At 41.9% G+C, this 17,480-nt stretch carries 16 protein-coding genes, 4 tRNA genes and 1 pseudogene; 2 read left to right on the forward strand and 19 right to left on the reverse strand.

Annotated elements, in window-relative coordinates; translation table 11 throughout:
• The 19 genes and pseudogenes from FTT88_RS15340 to FTT88_RS15430 form a co-directional block, all read right to left on the reverse strand.
• Positions 1–784: elongation factor Tu (locus FTT88_RS15340; protein ID WP_180174080.1), on the reverse strand; the 784-nt coding region annotated here is incomplete at its 3' end.
• Between the two features lie 154 nt (positions 785–938).
• Positions 939–1,013, reverse strand: a tRNA-Thr gene (locus tag FTT88_RS15345).
• A 23-nt stretch (positions 1,014–1,036) separates the two neighbouring features.
• Positions 1,037–1,112 (reverse strand) — tRNA-Gly (locus FTT88_RS15350).
• Positions 1,113–1,150: 38 nt separating this feature from the next.
• Positions 1,151–1,234 (reverse strand) — tRNA-Tyr (locus FTT88_RS15355).
• A 54-nt stretch (positions 1,235–1,288) separates the two neighbouring features.
• Positions 1,289–1,364: transfer RNA gene (locus FTT88_RS15360), tRNA-Thr, on the reverse strand.
• 98 nt (positions 1,365–1,462) lie between these two features.
• A complete protein-coding gene (gene trpE, locus FTT88_RS15365) occupies positions 1,463–2,956 on the reverse strand; it encodes an anthranilate synthase component I (protein WP_180174084.1) in 1,494 nt (497 codons plus the stop codon).
• A gap of 117 nt (positions 2,957–3,073) precedes the next feature.
• Positions 3,074–3,742, reverse strand: coding sequence for a phosphoglycolate phosphatase (gph, locus tag FTT88_RS15370; RefSeq protein WP_180174081.1), 669 nt, complete (start codon positions 3,740–3,742; stop codon positions 3,074–3,076).
• Between the two features lie 77 nt (positions 3,743–3,819).
• Positions 3,820–4,569, reverse strand: a complete 750-nt coding sequence (locus tag FTT88_RS15375) for an FHA domain-containing protein (protein WP_180012116.1) — start codon at positions 4,567–4,569, stop codon at positions 3,820–3,822.
• 77 nt (positions 4,570–4,646) lie between these two features.
• A complete protein-coding gene (gspD, locus tag FTT88_RS15380; protein WP_180002842.1) occupies positions 4,647–6,878 on the reverse strand; it encodes a type II secretion system secretin GspD in 2,232 nt (743 codons plus the stop codon).
• A 42-nt stretch (positions 6,879–6,920) separates the two neighbouring features.
• A complete protein-coding gene (locus tag FTT88_RS15385; protein WP_180012118.1) occupies positions 6,921–7,787 on the reverse strand; it encodes a type II secretion system protein N in 867 nt (288 codons plus the stop codon).
• Positions 7,787–8,530 carry a type II secretion system protein N gene (gene gspN, locus FTT88_RS15390; RefSeq protein WP_180012120.1) on the reverse strand — a complete coding sequence of 248 codons (744 nt, stop codon included), beginning with the start codon at positions 8,528–8,530 and terminating at the stop codon, positions 7,787–7,789. Before gspN ends, FTT88_RS15385 begins: the two co-directional genes overlap by 1 nt.
• Positions 8,531–8,697: 167 nt before the next feature.
• Positions 8,698–9,024 (reverse strand): H-NS family nucleoid-associated regulatory protein, encoded by a 327-nt coding sequence (locus FTT88_RS15395; RefSeq protein ID WP_180007248.1) that lies wholly within the window; start codon positions 9,022–9,024, stop codon positions 8,698–8,700.
• Positions 9,025–9,166: 142 nt separating this feature from the next.
• Complete coding sequence (locus FTT88_RS15400) at positions 9,167–9,598, reverse strand: thioesterase family protein (protein WP_180174082.1); 432 nt, start codon at positions 9,596–9,598, stop codon at positions 9,167–9,169.
• A gap of 9 nt (positions 9,599–9,607) precedes the next feature.
• Positions 9,608–10,801, reverse strand: coding sequence for a heme biosynthesis protein HemY (locus FTT88_RS15405; RefSeq protein ID WP_180174083.1), 1,194 nt, complete (start codon positions 10,799–10,801; stop codon positions 9,608–9,610).
• 6 nt (positions 10,802–10,807) lie between these two features.
• The gene (locus FTT88_RS15410) at positions 10,808–11,650 is read right to left on the reverse strand and encodes a hypothetical protein (RefSeq protein ID WP_180012124.1); all 843 of its coding nucleotides are present in this window, start codon (positions 11,648–11,650) and stop codon (positions 10,808–10,810) included.
• Complete coding sequence (locus tag FTT88_RS15415; RefSeq protein WP_180012126.1) at positions 11,647–12,426, reverse strand: uroporphyrinogen-III synthase; 780 nt, start codon at positions 12,424–12,426, stop codon at positions 11,647–11,649. Before FTT88_RS15415 ends, FTT88_RS15410 begins: the two co-directional genes overlap by 4 nt.
• 3 nt (positions 12,427–12,429) lie before the next feature.
• On the reverse strand, positions 12,430–13,347 hold the full coding sequence (gene hemC, locus FTT88_RS15420) for a hydroxymethylbilane synthase (protein WP_218946203.1): 918 nt from the start codon (positions 13,345–13,347) through the stop codon (positions 12,430–12,432).
• 95 nt (positions 13,348–13,442) lie between these two features.
• Positions 13,443–14,183 carry a LytTR family DNA-binding domain-containing protein gene (locus tag FTT88_RS15425; protein ID WP_180012128.1) on the reverse strand — a complete coding sequence of 247 codons (741 nt, stop codon included), beginning with the start codon at positions 14,181–14,183 and terminating at the stop codon, positions 13,443–13,445.
• A gap of 53 nt (positions 14,184–14,236) precedes the next feature.
• Positions 14,237–15,390, reverse strand: a pseudogene (locus tag FTT88_RS15430) (sensor histidine kinase).
• Between FTT88_RS15430 and argH the strand changes: the two are divergent.
• A complete protein-coding gene (gene argH, locus FTT88_RS15435; RefSeq protein ID WP_180007020.1) occupies positions 15,381–16,811 on the forward strand; it encodes an argininosuccinate lyase in 1,431 nt (476 codons plus the stop codon). The pseudogene FTT88_RS15430 and the gene argH overlap by 10 nt on opposite strands.
• Before the next feature lie 27 nt (positions 16,812–16,838).
• A complete protein-coding gene (locus tag FTT88_RS15440; RefSeq protein ID WP_180007019.1) occupies positions 16,839–17,108 on the forward strand; it encodes an oxidative damage protection protein in 270 nt (89 codons plus the stop codon).
• Positions 17,109–17,480: the final 372 nt, after the last annotated feature.

Raw genomic sequence — 17,480 nt, forward strand, 5'->3', positions numbered from 1 at the left:
CTACGCCAGTTACAGTTGTTTTAACTGTATCTTTAATACCAACGATTTCAACTTCTTCGCCTACTTTCACGATACCAGTTTCAACACGGCCAGTTACTACTGTACCACGACCTGAAATTGAGAATACATCTTCGATTGGCATAAGGAATGCAAGGTCGATAGCACGTTCTGGCTCTGGAATGTAAGAGTCAAGAGCTTCAACAAGAGCAACTACAGCGTCTTCGCCGTATTGACCAGCTTCACCGTTAAGCGCCGCAAGAGCAGAACCACGGATTACTGGAGTGTCGTCGCCTGGGAAGTCATAAGTAGAAAGAAGTTCACGAACTTCCATTTCTACTAATTCAAGAAGTTCTTCATCATCCACAAGGTCGCATTTGTTTAAGAATACAACGATGTAAGGTACACCTACCTGACGAGAAAGAAGGATGTGTTCACGAGTTTGTGGCATTGGACCATCAGTCGCAGCACATACAAGGATCGCACCATCCATTTGCGCAGCACCAGTAATCATGTTTTTAACATAATCGGCGTGACCTGGGCAGTCTACGTGAGCGTAGTGACGGATTGGAGAATCGTATTCTACGTGTGAAGTATTAATTGTAATACCACGTGCTTTTTCTTCTGGTGCAGAGTCGATTGCAGCGTAATCTTTCGCTTCACCGCCGAATTTTTTTGCACATACAGTTGCAATTGCAGCTGTTAAAGTCGTTTTACCATGGTCAACGTGACCGATTGTGCCCACGTTAACGTGTGGCTTATTACGTTCAAACTTAGCCTTAGCCATGCTTTTCTTCCTCGTTTACGTCGAACACAATTCTGAGTAAAACCCAGCTCCGACATATCGCCTAAAAAAATAAACACCCAATACTTGAAAAGCAGACTAAAAAGCCTGCTTCTGGAATCTTGTGCAACATTTAAAGTTGCTAAACTGTAAAATCTGGAGCTCTTATCGAGATTTGAACTCGAGACCTCTCCCTTACCAAGGGAGTGCTCTACCACTGAGCTATAAGAGCAAATATAAGCACTTCAATAGATATGGAGCGGGAGACGAGGGTCGAACTCGCGACATGTAGCTTGGAAGGCTACCGCTCTACCAACTGAGCTACTCCCGCACGATGTTGGTACAAACCACTTATTGAAGTCTTAAAATTGGTGGTGAGGGAAGGATTCGAACCTTCGAAACTTTCGTAGCGGAGTTACAGTCCGCCCCCTTTGACCGCTCGGGAACCTCACCATTTTACACTTACTTCAGTGTCGTTCTTTCTACTCACTCTCAAACTTTCTAAGATGGTGCCGGCACACGGATTCGAACTGTGGACCTACTGATTACAAGTCAGTTGCTCTACCAACTGAGCTATGCCGGCGTTTCTTAGTGTTTCGTACGTTTCGTATCGGAACGGTGTGCAGTTTAGCAAATCTTGAAATCCTTGCAAGTGTTTTTTCTAAAAAAAACGTGAAAAACTCATAAAATCAATCCATTTGATGATAATTCAACCGCTTTGATCACTGCGCGAGCTTTTATTTGGGTTTCATTCCACTCTGATTCAGGATTTGAGTCATAAACTACCCCTGCTCCAGCTTGAACATAGACCTTATTTTCTCGAATTACACAGGTACGAATCGCAATCGACATGTCCATTTCCCCATGCCAGCCTAAATAACCAACAGCACCACCAAAAATTCCACGTTTTACTGGTTCAACTTCGTCAATAATTTCCATAGCGCGGATTTTTGGTGCGCCTGAAAGCGTACCCGCAGGGAATGTTGCCTTAAAAACATCCAAAGCATCGACATCATCACGTACTTCACCTTGTACATTTGACACAATGTGCATGACATGCGAATAACGTTCGATCACCATTTGATCAGTCACGTGAACTTTACCGATTTTAGAAACGCGTCCAACATCATTTCGCCCCAAATCGATCAACATCAAATGCTCTGCAATTTCTTTTTCATCAGATAGCAAATCTTTTTCTAGCGCTAAATCTTCTTCTTTTGTTTTACCCCGTGGTCGCGTTCCCGCCAAAGGACGAACTGTTGCCACACCATTTTCTAAACGGGACAAAATTTCAGGTGATGAACCGACGATATGAAAGGGAATGTCATTCTCAAGTGTTTGCCCTTGCACCAAGAACAAATATGGCGATGGATTGAGGTGACGTAGTGCACGATAGACCTGCAAAGGTTCACCATCAAAATCGGATACCATACGATGGCCCGGCACAACCTGCATCACATCACCGGCCTTAATGTACTCTTTTACTTTCGCAATAGAGTCAATAAAGTTGTCATGTCCAGTGATGGATTCAAACTGTGGTGCAGTATGCTTATTTGCTTTGAGTGCAATTGGGGTTGCCAAAAGTTCTTCTAGCCCATCCAATTGTTGCTGCGCCTTGGTATAGGCCTCAGCATCATTTACATCGGCATGCACAATTAAGAATAAGGTATCCTTAAGGTTATCAAAGACGATGACGGTTTTTGATAGCATCATCCAAATATCCGGAATCCCGACCGGGTCAGCTTCTGGCACATTATTGAGCTTTGGTTCGATATAACGTACAGCATCATAACCAAAGTATCCAACCAATCCACCGGTAAAGCTCGGCAACGCTGGCAAATCTTGCTGTGTAGGCACTTTATATTGTGCTTGGAAGTCACGAATGTATTGAAACGGGTCTGCACATTGTTGTTTTTCAATCGAACCATCAACATGTTGAACGGTCAACTGCCCTTCATTACACGAAAATACGGTGGACTCACCCAAACCAATAATGGAGTAACGTGCCCAGTTTTCGCCACCCTCTACAGATTCAAATAAATAGGCTTGTTTATGTTGTTTTAATCGCGCAAAGACAGACAGCGGAGTTTCTGTATCTGCCAAGCGCTGACGATAGACTGGAATCAAGTTATATCCAGCAGATTTCAGTTGTTCAAATTGAGTTTGTGTAGTCATCTCGGTTTCTCTATATTTCGCGTGGTCAATTTCAGTTAATTTCTTCTCATGCTGATTGAGTGACGCCATCGAAATACTACACACTTGCTCATTTTCACTTCCTTAACCCTAATTATTTCAACCCAATAATTCTTTTAAGTTATCGACCACATGCTGCGGCTGACAATCTCGAATATTTTCACCATGATTATAGCCATAGCTGACCACAATACAATCAATACCCGCACGACGTGCTGCCTCTACATCATTGACAGAATCACCCACCATCAAAATTTGCTGTTTCGGCAAGGTATAATGCTCCGCACAATACTCTAGCTGCTTGGGATGTGGTTTACGCTCTTCAAAACGATCTCCGCCAATCACATCATCAAAGTATTCATGCATACCTAGTGCCTGCACAATACTGCGTGCCGGTTGCTCTGGTTTATTGGTCACACAAATCAGAATTTTCTCTTCTGCTTTTGCCCAATCCAAGAACGCTAGAATGCCATCAAAGGGCTGCGTCAAGACACAAGGATCTGCATTGTAAATCTTTAGAAAAGTTTCCAGTAAAAGATGGTGCTGTGCGGCATCCACCTTTCCGGTCAAGTATTCAAGTACGCTATGACAAAATAATGAAGTCCCTTTCCCAATCCAGTTTCGCACCTGCTCTTCTGTGACCAAAGGTAATTGCAACGCATTTAGACTCATATTCATCGCACGATGTAAGTCAGATGCTGAATCGACTAGCGTTCCATCCAGATCAAATAAAATCATTTGGCGTTCTGCTAAACGAACTTCAAACATAATATCCCTCTATTTTTTTGTAAATTTTCCCCATAAAAAAGGCATGCCCATGCATGCCTTTTGAGGAATGTCTCGGTTTATTTAAACAACACCCATGCAATAATTGCAAGAATGATTAAAACAATGACTGAGATTAAGCCTACAGAGGCATTTTTTTGCGCTTCACGCTCTTGCTCTACACATGTCGCTGGAATTTCTACATCACATGCTTCATTTTTCGGAGCAGCAGTAATGTCAATTCCCTCAGGGATTGGCGCAGGTTTAGGCACACCCACATTGGTCGGCATACCATCACGAGTCAATTGAACTGAACCATCACGCTCTTTCAACTCTGGCATCCCTTGATCATTCATTTGTTGTGCTGCAGTTTTAACGATAGGCTCTTGTGTCTCAGTTTCAGACGTTTTAACAACAGGTTCTTGTGCCGCAGTTTCAGAAACCGCAACAGCTTCAGACGGCTGCTGAACAGGTGTAATTTCTTCTGTTTGCAACGCTTCAACGCTTTGTTCAATATCCGCTGGGATCTGAACAGCTTTAGCTGGAGCCAATAAACTAAACTTCACACTGGCAAACTGTACAATATCACCTTCTTTTAAAAGTGATTCACCAGTCAAACGGACATCATTAATAAACGTCCCATTGGATGAATTGAGATCTTGCAACCAGAGTGCCTGATCTTTCAGTACAAAGGCAGCATGTTTACGCGATACATCAGATTCTTGTAAAACAATATCTGCTTGTTGATGACGACCCACCAACATATCTCGCTCAATACTAATTTCTTGTCCTGTTAAATCACCAGAAATTGCTTGAATTTTCCAAGTCATGAAGTTAATTCTCTATTGCTCGTTTTTTTCATCATAGCATGCAGTGGTTTCAAAGCTAAACCACCCTACTGTCTAACCTAAGGAGTTTCCGCCACTTTGCCATTCGGTACGGTTATGGTTTGGCGCTTCACTGCAGGTTCAATGGCGACTGGCGTGGAGACCACTGCCGCTGGCTGTGTGGTTTGTGGTGCTGTAGGTACCGTCTTATACACAGGGGCTGGTGCTGTACCTTTTGAAACAGGTATGCGCTGCTGATACACATCGTCCACATTTTCAGGTAATTTCGCAAAATTACCGTCATTATCCAGTGCCAGTTGCAGACTATAGAGCTGACTGTAACGTTGCTGAGACATTTTCTTCACATCAGCAGAATTTCCAACAATGGTCGGATGAATAAAGATCAGCAAATTGCGTTTACTGTTGGATTTTCCTTCCGAGCTAAAAAGTTTGCCCAGTACAGGAATAGCCCCGAGCCCCGGAACGGATTGACGCCCATGCAATGTATTGTCCGAGATCAAACCACCCAACACAATCGTTTGACCATGCTCTGCCAAGATCGAGGTTTTAATCGCACGTTTAGTCGTAACTAAGTCCGACGCTTGACCTTTATTGTCTTTTACATCAGAAACTTCTTGCTCGACCTCTAAACGCACCGAGCCGCCATCACCAATATGCGGCACAACTTTCAAAGTAACACCGACATCTTTACGCTCAATCGATGTATACGGATTGGCTGTACCACCATTGGTGGTGACCGAACCTGTCACAAATGGAACGTTTTCACCCACCACAATATAGGCTTCTTCGTTGTCCATCGTCACTATCGACGGTGTAGATAATAAATTGGATTTGGTCTTTTCTTTTAAGGCCTGAATCATCGCACCATAGAGTTTGCGCGAACCATCACTGCCTTCACGATAATCACCAAGAACTACAGAAGTACCCGCACTCACCGCGCTACCCGCACCCGCAGCACCACCAGTTAAATAACCTGCGGCAATATTTTTTAAACTAGAACCAAAGTTATCAAAGTTAATTAAGCCGATACCACTACTGATATCTCCCAACGCCCATTGCACACCGAGCTGATCGGTATCCGTGCCTTCAACTTCAATAATCGCCGCTTCGATCAGCACTTGCTGACGACGAATATCGAGCTGCTGAATCGCAGATTCAATTTCACGCATGAGCTGCGGATCTGCTTTCACAATCAGTGCATTTTGTGTGGCATCAGCAATAATACTCACGCCATTGGCATTAAAGCTTGAGATACCGTTTTGCGTATTATTGGAAGAGTTATTACTGTTGAGGTTAATACCTGAACTGGTGTTATTTTGTGAACTGAATGACTGTGAATTCGAACTGTTACTATCATTCATTAAACTGTTCATCGTGCTGCTATTTGAGCTATTCGATGAATTTGTACTCGAAACGGCCTGCCCTGTGACCAAGCCTTGTAAGATTTCTGACAAGTTTTTGGCACTTGCATACTTTAGACGAAAAACTTTCAATCCACCCAATCGATCTGCAGCAGGCACATCTAAGGTCTCAATAATCTTACGAATACGCTTACGTGTCGCTGTATCACCTTTAATGATAATACGATTGGTTCGATTGTCCGCAATAATACGAATTCGTGAACCTTTCGGGTCTTTTGATGCGCCGGTCGAACTCATCGACTCTAACAGCCCAATCATTTCTTCGGCCTGACTCGATTGCAGCGTCACGGCTTCGATATCATTTTGACCCGTTCCATCTAAATTACGAATAATCGTTTCGAGCTGGTAAATATTACTAGCACGGTCTGAGACGATCAGCGCATTGGTCCCCGCCACTGCTGACAAATGTGCAAATTGCGGCATCAGTGGACGTAGGGCTGGAATTAAGTCGTTGGCATTGGTGTTATCAAGCCAAATTACTCGGGTGACAATTTGGTCTCCAGACGCACGGTGGCGCGCATCATAAGGAATGCCCGAGCTTTTTACATTACTGTCTGGAACCAGTTTAATGGTGTTGCCCGATGGAATCGCCACCACGCCATTGACATTCAATACACCGAGAAACAGGTCATAGACTTCATTTTTATTTAAAGGCTTATTGGAAATAACCGTTACATTTCCTCGTACCCGTGGGTCAACTGCAAAATTTTTCCCCGTGATATCTGCGACTTCATTAATGAATGCCGTAAGATCTGCATCACGTAAATTGATTTTCCATGTTTGTGCATAACTTGCTGTGCTGACCATAGCAACCAAGGGCACCATGGCATAGGCAGCTAAAGTTGAACGGTTATTATTAAATAAAGCCATATACGCCTGTGTTTCCTAACCCTATAAAGTGATGAAACATCACTAAAAATCCTGTTGTATGGTCATCACTTGATCACCACGTTTGACTTCAAGTTTCACCTGCCCTTCACGGCGGGCTTGTTCTAATAATTGCGCCTCAGATTGTCCTGCACCGACTGCCTGCCCATTTAAAGACATGATGCGGTCACCCGGTTGCAAACCCAATTTATTTCTCAAGGCAGCAGGTGTTCGATTTGAAATCTCAAACCCACCATTACCTGATGGATTCACCCCCATTTCCTGCAGATATTGCTCACGATTTTCTGTCATGCGTTGTACGGCCTGACCAATCGCGGACTGCGTCGTGCCTTGCCCTGAATTTGCAGGATTAGCTGCATTTTGCATGCTGTTATTTTGCAAAGATCCGCCTGATGTTGCATTGGCTGTAGGGACAATCGGTTGATCTAATCCGTTTTCAATACCTTGGAACGCTAATTCACGCCGTGCACCATTACCCTGCGTTAAAATCACCTTATCCCAATAAACTTCAGCCAGTTGATATGATGAACCTTGAATGGTTTCTCCAACCAAGTAGCGATCTGAACTCTCATTGACCTTAATCACTGCCGACGAGTAGCGACTTGGCTGTCCAACCACCACACCTTGTAACACCATATTTAACTGCGCGTCAGCTGCTGAACTGCGGTTTTCCTGAAACAAGGCAAAAGAGCTAATATTAGGAACTTGCGTTTGCTGTGAACCCAATTCAACTCGGTCTAACTGCATGGCTTGTGGCGGTGCAATCAATAACCAAAATAAAGCGGCTAACTTCCAGCACAGGTACAAAATTATTAAAGCCAAGACCACAGGTGCAAGTCGATCTGTTTGCTTCCAATTGATCTCGCGGATTTTTTCGAAATAGTCAGCCATCAGTTCACCCCACTCAATAGAGGTTGACGCGAACTAATCACATACGTATCTAATCCTGCCTTACCTTCATAGGAAGCAACATTCATCAAAAAGCGCTGGGTTAATTGCACATCCAACATGAGGTCTGGCTCAAGTGATAAATTCATCATCTTTTGTTCGCGTTGATCTCGAACATCAATCGACAATTTGCCATTATCATCTTTTAATTGAGCTAACATGGCAGGCACATTCATTGACTCTTGACGCTGTGCAAAGCTAAAGGATAAATCCCCACCTGCCCACTGCATCTCGCCTAATGACTGACTAAATCCCTGTTGTGGCTTATATTTAAACTGCACATCTTTTAATTGAATGGCATTCGTTGGCCATTGCCAATCGGCAAAACTTTTTAAAGTTTCAGGGGCAATTTGACCCTCTAAGTTTTTAATACTAATACTTTTGCCAAAACCATACCCCATAACACCTTGCAGTTTGGTATTGCCACTATGAATTTCAACATTTGCACCCAAGCGTAATAAAATCAAGTCCCACGGGCGTGTGTTCCAGTTTAACGAGCCTTTCAAATTTCCTCGTGTCCAATCTGCTTGCCCATGCCAAATATTGCCACTGACGTTATGTAGCATTTGGTTATTTTTATAAAACTTTGTAATGAGCCACGCTGCTGGCACTTGCAGCATAACGAAAATTAAAAAACTGATCGCAGCAAAAATGAGCCACCGAATATTATTAGTTTTATTGATCATCCCACCACAACCGATCCATCAATTTTTTTCCATCATTTAAACATTTTTCTTTATAGACACATTATGCATACTTTTTCTGCATAGCCAATTCAAAGAGATAAAAAAACCAGGCATTTGCCTGGTTTAATTATCCTGAACTCAGGATATGACGATTTCATGAATTGTTCTTAAATTAAGAAGTCTTCTAGTTTCGCGCCTTTTTCTAACTCAGCCACTAACCAACGTGGTTGTTTACCACGACCAGTCCACGTGTCATCTGCATTGGTTTTGCTACGGTAACGTGGCTCAACCGCTTTACGCGTTGATTTTTTACGTTTGCTTAAACCAAATTCAAGAATTTGTTCAACGCTTAAATCTAAATTTTCTGCAATTTCAACAATACGGTTATACGCATCTTCAATCGCTTGATCTTTTTTAGATGCAATCAGTGCTTCAGCTTCTACTTGAAGCTTCTTTAACTCTTCAACTGATAAATTACTAATATCAGGCATAATCTTTAACTCCGAAATTTCATTTTAATAATGCTTATGAAAACTCGCTCATAATATTATAATAAAATTTTTATTCAATAAATAATTTTCATTTTACTACAATATTTTAACACGACTCCTTAAAATATATAAAGTTAAATTGTATTTAAATATTATTTCCCACTGAAATCTCCAAAGCTTTTATTTTGGTTTTAATATTTTCTGGAATAGAGGTTTTTTGCAGGGTCATTTTATCCACGCACACAATAACCGCATCGCCTGTTGCAACGATTTTTTGTTGCTGTTCACTCCATAATATATAACTCATACGAAATGCACTATTTCTTAATTCTTCAACGCGCGTTGCCACTTTTAAAATATCAGGATAAACCACGGGGCTTAAATATTTACATTGGCTTGAAGCCACAACCGTAATCACAGACTGATTAAATATATCCAACTGATCTAAATAACCAATCCGCGCACTTTCCATATAACGATAATAATGCACGTTATTTACATGACCAAAAGCATCCATATCCCCCCAAGCGACGTGTTGAGTATGAACCAATGAATATTGAGCTAAATCTTCTTGCATATAATGTCCTTATATTCGAATTTCCATAAAATTGGCATTATTTTCAAATATTAAATTTAATTGTTTGATCAAGTCATCCTGCTGATTTAAGGCTGACTTGATGCGTAAATAACTCATTAATACATCATTTGGATATAATTCTAACAATGCATCTGCTTCAGCTTGACGTGCTGTCGCTTGGTAAATATTCCATTTTGCAAAACTAAAAACAGGCAGCGCAGGATACTTTTCTTCCCAACGTTGAATCTGCTGTTCTACAGCCACATAGTCAGGGTTTTGCTTCAGCATTTTTTGCTGGAACCACAAAAAGAACACTTCTTTGTTAAATTGCTGTTCCAGTAAATGAATAGCCAATTGCTCATGTTCCTGACTCATCTCTGGCACACGAGATAAGACTTTTAACCAAAGCACTTTGACCACATATTTACGCTCTGTGATTTGATTTTGCAAATCCAAATAACGCTGCTTTAAATGCTGTAAGTCATCGACATCAGCTTGATCAAATGCAGATAATAATTGCTCCAACCAAGCTTGTTTTGTCAGCTCATCTAAATGTCCATAACGTGTCGAACGCAAATACAACCAAGGAAACTGCAACGCAAACATGCCCCATAGCGTGGTTAAACGCTGCTCATAGGCAGTGCTGACTTTTTGCAACCATGGCGATAATTCATGTTGATTCAAAAATTCGAGATGCGTTAAAGCCTTTTCACCCTCTTGTTGGGATAAATAAATTTCAATCCGTTGCAATTCTGCGAGTTCAAAAGCCATTGGATTGGTCTGAGTTAATGCATTTAATGCTGTTTCATATTGTTGCTGAATCCAATATAAACGCGCATCAATCACCCCTTTTAATAATCCAGACTCAGTAAAAGCTTGCTGAATAAAGTTTTTTTGATCTTGCGCAGCATTTAAAAGCCAAATGACAGCCAATTGTTCATAGGGATGCAGTTTATTAAAACTAAAGACTGTTTCAGATTTACGCTGCTCTCGACTTAAATAGCGTTTAACCGCATACCAAAGCATTTGCACGAACAAACTCAGTAGTGCCAGCAATAATGCTAAAAACCAAATATTGGATTGAACTTGCCATTCACGCCAGTATAAATAGACATAGCCTGCACCATGTCCAAAACTCAGCAAACTAATAATGGCAACAACCAATAAGCTAATAAATAAATAGGCCAATAAAATATGTTTCATAGTCGATTATCCTATGAGTGCCCGAGTATTTAATAGCGGTACAGAAATAACCGGAATGTCCTTTAATTGTTCTAGACGTTGGCGTATCGGTTTTAATGAAGCATCTGGCAATTGCTGCATAATTTGCATAATTTCAGTGATTTCTTGTTGAAATTGAGGATATTGTCCTTGATTTAAAACTTGCTGAGCCAAAATTAAACGTAACTGCATTTCTTTTAATACCAAGCTACGCTGCATTAATACGGGACTCGGTTGCTCGACCGATTCGACTTGAATCCATTTTTGCCAAAAAGAAAGACCCTTTTGCTGCTCTTTAGAACTATAGGGCTTTAATATTTCTTTTTCTAACAATTGATCGATCGATTGCAGGGTATTTTTCACTTTATCAGATTGCAACTGACGCTCTGTCACATATTGCTTTAAGGTCTCACGATCTTTTTGAATCACCTGATGCAAACTCATGCGAAGTGCAGGTGCCAAGCTCAACTGATCTAATTGTTGGTCTAATTGGTTTAATTTTTCCAAAGCGACAGCAAATTGTTGTTGCTGCATGGCAAATTCAACCAAATCAAGTTGCTGGCCCACAACCATCATTGGCTCAATGCTATGGGTTGCCTCAGCAGCAATCGAAGTATTCGATGTCGTTGCAGCCGCCATCTCGGTCGCTGTGCCGCTCAACCGGCGTTTCAAAGCCACGACCTGATCATTCAAACCTGCATTGCGCTGTTGCAATAAAGTTTGTTGTTGCATCAGTTCGGTTTGTTGAGCATTGACTTGAAATAGGTCAAAACTGAGTTTAGCCAACCAAAGTACTGCGGCAATGACCACGACGACAAACAACTTCTTCATGTATTTCCCTGCACGACCTGCACATGCTGCAATATGTGTGTCGCGTTTAAATCTTCGAGTTGAATAATTTTAAAATCTTTGTTCAGTGTTATACGACTTTGCTCAAGTAGCTCGAACAACCTTACACCTAAAACTAAAAAATGTGCATGACTCAGCACTGATAAATGCGACTGAATCAAGTCAAGCCAATTGAGCCAACTGGCCTCACTGGTGATCAACATACAATACGGAGATGACAACTGATGTTCAGAAATGAGTGTTTTTACTTTTTGAGTGGTCTCTTCCGGTAGATGGCGTTCGTATAGCACAAAATTAAGAATCTGAATGCCACGTGCTAGCAACTGCTGCATCATAAATTGACGACCACCTTCACCGCGCCAAAATGCAACGCAAGCCCCGGCCTCCAATTGTTCTAAATGGCTTAAAGTGAGCATTCCCTCCGAGGTTTCCACCTGCGGTACGACACTGTGAATGCCATAATCAGCCAGTTTTGCTGCGGTTGCGTCACCAACTGCAACCCATTGAATATGTTCGAGCTGCTCAAGTGAAATGCCTGCCTTACGCAAACCTTGCATACCAAAGGTGACCGCAGAGGGGCTCACCACAACCAATACATCCGCAGCACTCAACTGGGCATAGCACACTGCCAATGCTTCTGACCATGCCCGCGGCTTAAGCTCAAGTAATGGAAGCTCAGCCACAGCAACACCCGCAGAGCGCAGCGTCAAGCTAAGCTGCGCTGCACGATCTGTCGGACGTGTATTGATAAAAAGCATGTATTAATACAGTGCCTTTAAAATTTCACCGGCACCTTGGGCTAACAAGTCTTGGGCCAATTTGACACCGAGCTGTTCAGCCTGTTCGGGAAGACCTACTTGCTGTGCTTTCAACAAGGTTTGACCGTCAACACTACCGACTCGACCTTCCAAATGAATCTGACCATTTTCTAAGGTTGCATAACCTGCAATCGGTACTTGGCAGCCACCTTCTAGATATGCATTAAAAGCACGTTCTGCACGTACACAAGCATTGGTCTCTGCATGCATTAAGGGCAAAATTAAATCCAATACAGCTTGATCTTGGCTACGACATTCTAGGCCCAATGCACCTTGTCCAACTGCAGGTAAACTCACAACAGGCTCAAGAGTATGACGAATACGCTCTGCTAAGCCCAAACGCTTCAGCCCTGCACTCGCCAAAATAATCGCATCATAGTTACCCGCATCGAGTTTAGATAAACGCGTACCCACATTGCCACGCAGATCAATAATTTCAAGGTCTGGACGTTGTTTTAAAATTTGGCATTTGCGGCGCAAGCTCGACGTCCCCACCTTCGCACCCTGGGGTAAATCATCAAAACTGTTATAAGTATTTGAAACGAAAGCATCTAATGGGTCTTCACGCTCACAAATCACGGCCAAGCTTAAACCTTCAGGCAAAGCCATTGGCACATCTTTCATCGAATGAACTGCCAAGTCTGCACGACCATCCAACAACGCCGCTTCTAATTCTTTTACAAATAATCCTTTTCCCCCAATTTTGGCTAAAGGGGTATCTAGAATCTTGTCACCTTGGGTCACAAAGGTCACCAACTCAACTTTCAAATTTGCATGAAGTGCTTCTAAGCGTGCACGAATATGTTCCGCCTGCCAAAGTGCAAGCGGGCTTTGTCGAGTTGCGATCTTAAGGATATTCATAAATTTTAAAATACAGTCTATAGGGCTATTATTCTAAACTTAACTTGCTCAGTTGAAAATGCAAGCTTAATTCGCAATGTGCTTTGACCCTTGCCCTATAATTTTTGTATTCGCTCACGTAAATTTGGTAAATGTCGACGGCTGACCGCCAAACGCTCTTCTAAATCTCGACAACGCACCTGATATTGCCCTGAGCTTACGACTTCCAAACCATCTAAAAAGCTCACAGACACCAAGGCATTGCGATGAATGCGTATAAAGCGATCACCAAATTCATGCTCTAAATCCTTCAGCGTTTCATCAATAAGTACATTGCCATTTTTATGCCGAACAGTGACATATTTCTGATCTGCAAGAAAATAATAAATATTTTCCACAGGGACCAGTTCTACACCACGATAAGTCTTTGCCGCGATTTGATGGCGGCTGATTTTAATTTCGTCCATATTTTCTTTTTGTTTTATCGTGCTCAATTGAGCTTGGGTTAATTTAGTTAAATGATCTAAAACCTGCTGCAATTCCTGTTGCATAACCGGTTTTAGTAAATATCCCTCTGCATTCGACTTAAATGCATCAAGTGCATGATGATCATATGCAGTACAAAAAATAATAGCGGGCATGGGGTCTAATTCACGCAACAATTTAGCGCAAGTCAGCCCATCCATTTCAGGCATTTGTATATCTAGTAAGATGACATCAGGCTCGAGGCTTTGAGCCAAGTCAATCGCTTGTTGACCATGTGAGGCTTTCGCAACCACTTGATGTCCAAGTTGAGTGACTAAACGTGACAATCGCTCTACTGCTAGAGGCTCATCATCACAGATCAGGATGTCCATTTCTCCTCCTTATCTCGTTAACGTCATTTATTTTTATTGGTCAACTGAGATTTCTATTTATATTGATATTGCACCACAGTCGTATACATTCCCTCGCCTGCGTAGGTTTGAAAAGTGACATGCTGACCATAATATGCCTCAAGTCGCTGTTTCACATTTTCGATGGCAATACCATTCCCCTGACGTAATTTAATTGTATCCTGTGTATAAGGATTTGTAATAACGATATTAATTTGATTTTGTAATATTTCAATCAATATATTTATCGTACTCTTTGTCAAAATCTTTTCGACTCCATGAAAAATACTATTTTCTAATAAAGGTTGTAAAGTTAATAGTGGAATTTGTACTTGAGCGTACTGTTCAATGTCGGCCAGTTTCCACTCCACATTGAGCCGATCGCCCAATCGCATTTGTTCGATGGCCAAATAACGCTGACACAAATCGATCTCATCTTTGAGACTCACCAGTTTCAATTCTTGAAAACTCGCACGGAACAATCGAGATAAATTCAGTAGCATTTGCTCCGCTTTATCTGGGTCAATCGCAATCAAGCTAATCACATTGTTTAAGCTATTAAATAAAAAATGTGGATGAATCCGAGCTTGCATAGCCTGAATGCGTGAGTTTAATTCACTATGATGTTGTCGACCCCACTGTTCTCTTAAATATAAATATCGAAAACAAAATGCCCCAAGTAATACCCCATAGCTCAGATTTAAAACCACACTAGCAGTTAAAACATCTGCACTCAAACCAGCTAAACTGAAATTTTCACCAAAATAGATCAAAACATTTAAAATTAAGGTGGTGAATAACACCAAAGCTTGCAATAAAACAAACCCGCTAAACATGAGCATTTTCATGCTTAAACCACGCGTCTTGCTCTGCAAAAGCTCTGAAAATGCTGCAAATGCCAATAATATCCAGTTAATAAACAACACATGCTGCATGACACTGTAAACACTTAAGGCTTGCCACGATTGAGCTTGTGCCAAAGCCAAGACCAACGCCACAATATTGCCCGCAAGAAAAAGCTCCCACAAATAATGCCAACGGCCCATTTTTCTTGAAAATACAGAAATTGTCATAGGCCCAAACCTTGTCTAAAAGTTTGATCAACTTGCCCTTCGGCAACTGGGTTCGAATTTGCTATACTCTTGTTCAGTTCTATGCTTTTTATCTTATTGAGCCGACATGACCACATCTTCTAATTCCTCAAATCCGTCACAAGCCCAAACTTCAGGCATGTGGGGCGGTCGTTTTTCCGAAGCTACTGACGCTTTTGTTGCTGAATTTACAGCATCTGTACAGTTTGACCAACGCTTTTATAAACAAGATATTGCAGGTTCAATTGCACATGCAACCATGCTTGCAAAAGTTGGCGTTCTAACTGAACAAGAGCGTGACGATATTATTAATGGCTTAAACACTATTAAAGCAGAAATTGAAGCGGGTAACTTCGAATGGCGCATTGACCTAGAAGATGTGCACATGAATATTGAGTCACGCTTGACTCAACGTATCGGTATTACAGGTAAAAAACTACACACCGGTCGTAGTCGTAATGACCAAGTTGCAACCGATATCCGTCTGTATGTTCGCGACGAAATCGATGCGATTTTAGAATTATTGAAAAAATTACAAAAAGGCATCCTAGGCTTAGCGGCGAAAAATACCAATACCATCATGCCGGGCTTCACGCATTTACAAACTGCACAGCCAGTGACTTTTGGTCACCATTTAATGGCGTGGTTTGAAATGTTGGTACGTGACTCAGAGCGTTTAATCGACTGCCGTAAACGTACCAACCGTATGCCTTTAGGTTCTGCTGCACTTGCAGGAACAACCTACCCAATTGACCGTGCATTCACTGCCGAATTACTAGGTTTTGAAGCTGTCGCTGAAAACTCTTTAGACGCCGTATCTGACCGTGATTTTGGTATTGAATTCAATGCGGCAGCATCACTCATCATGATGCATTTATCACGCATGTCAGAAGAAATGATTCTTTGGACATCGGCTCAGTTCAAATTTGTGAACATCCCTGACCGTTTCTGCACTGGCTCTTCAATCATGCCGCAAAAGAAAAACCCAGACGTTCCTGAGTTGATCCGTGGTAAAACTGGCCGTGTATATGGTGACTTGATGAGCCTATTGACCCTGATGAAAGGTCAACCATTGGCATACAACAAAGACAACCAAGAAGATAAAGAACCACTATTCGATGCAATCGATACTGTTCGTGGCTCACTCATGGCATTTGCCGACATGATCCCTGCACTAGTGCCAAACATTGACATCATGCGTGAAGCAGCGCTGCGTGGCTTCTCAACTGCAACTGACCTTGCCGACTACCTCGTTAAAAATGGCGTAGCATTCCGTGATGCGCATGAAATTGTGGGTAAAGCGGTTGCCCTCGGTGTTCAAGAAGGCAAAGACCTTTCAGAATTAACCCTTGAGCAACTTCAACAGTTCTCTGACTTGATTCAGGCCGATGTCTTCAAAAAAGCTTTAACACTCGAAGCATCTGTCAATGCACGTAACCACATTGGTGGTACTGCACCTGCTCAAGTTGAAGCAGCAATTGAACGCGCGCACGCACGTTTAGAAAAACTTTACGCATAACTTTTTCAAGTTAAATGGAGTATTGATATGTCTCGACAAGTTTTTTGCCGTAAATATCAGGCTGAAATGGAAGGTTTAGACTTTGCACCATTCCCGGGTGCAAAGGGACAAGAATTGTTTGATACGATATCTAAACAAGCTTGGCAAGAATGGCTAAAACACCAAACCACGTTGATCAATGAAAAACGTTTAAACGTGTTTGAAGCTGACGCGAAAAAGTTCCTTGAAGAGCAACGTGAAAAATTCTTCAGCAATGATGAATCTTTAGAAAAAGCCGAAGGCCTAAAGCCTGAGTAAAACTTAAAGCATTGCTTTAAGTTTTACGCAAGACAAGCGAAGCGCGTAGTTTCAAATGTCATGAAGGAGTCCAAAGGGGCTCCTTTTTTTATACTCCGCCACGCCGCAAGACAAGCAGCTATGCTGCGCGTGGGCTTTAATTGAAAAGAATCTCCAAGTTTGGGGATTCTTTTTTACTACTCTACAAATGATGCAAGACAAGCGAAGCGCGTAGTTTCAAATGTCATAAAAGAGTCCAAAGGGGCCACTGCTGTCCCATAGTTTGCTTTAAATAAAAAAACCTGAGTCCTAACAGTTAAAATATGAGTGCAAACAAACACTTTAACGACCAGGATTCAGGTTTTGTCACATCAGAATACCGTATTTCATGAG

It is taken from the genome of Acinetobacter sp. YH01024 (genome assembly GCF_013420195.1).
Classification (GTDB): domain Bacteria; phylum Pseudomonadota; class Gammaproteobacteria; order Pseudomonadales; family Moraxellaceae; genus Acinetobacter; species Acinetobacter amyesii.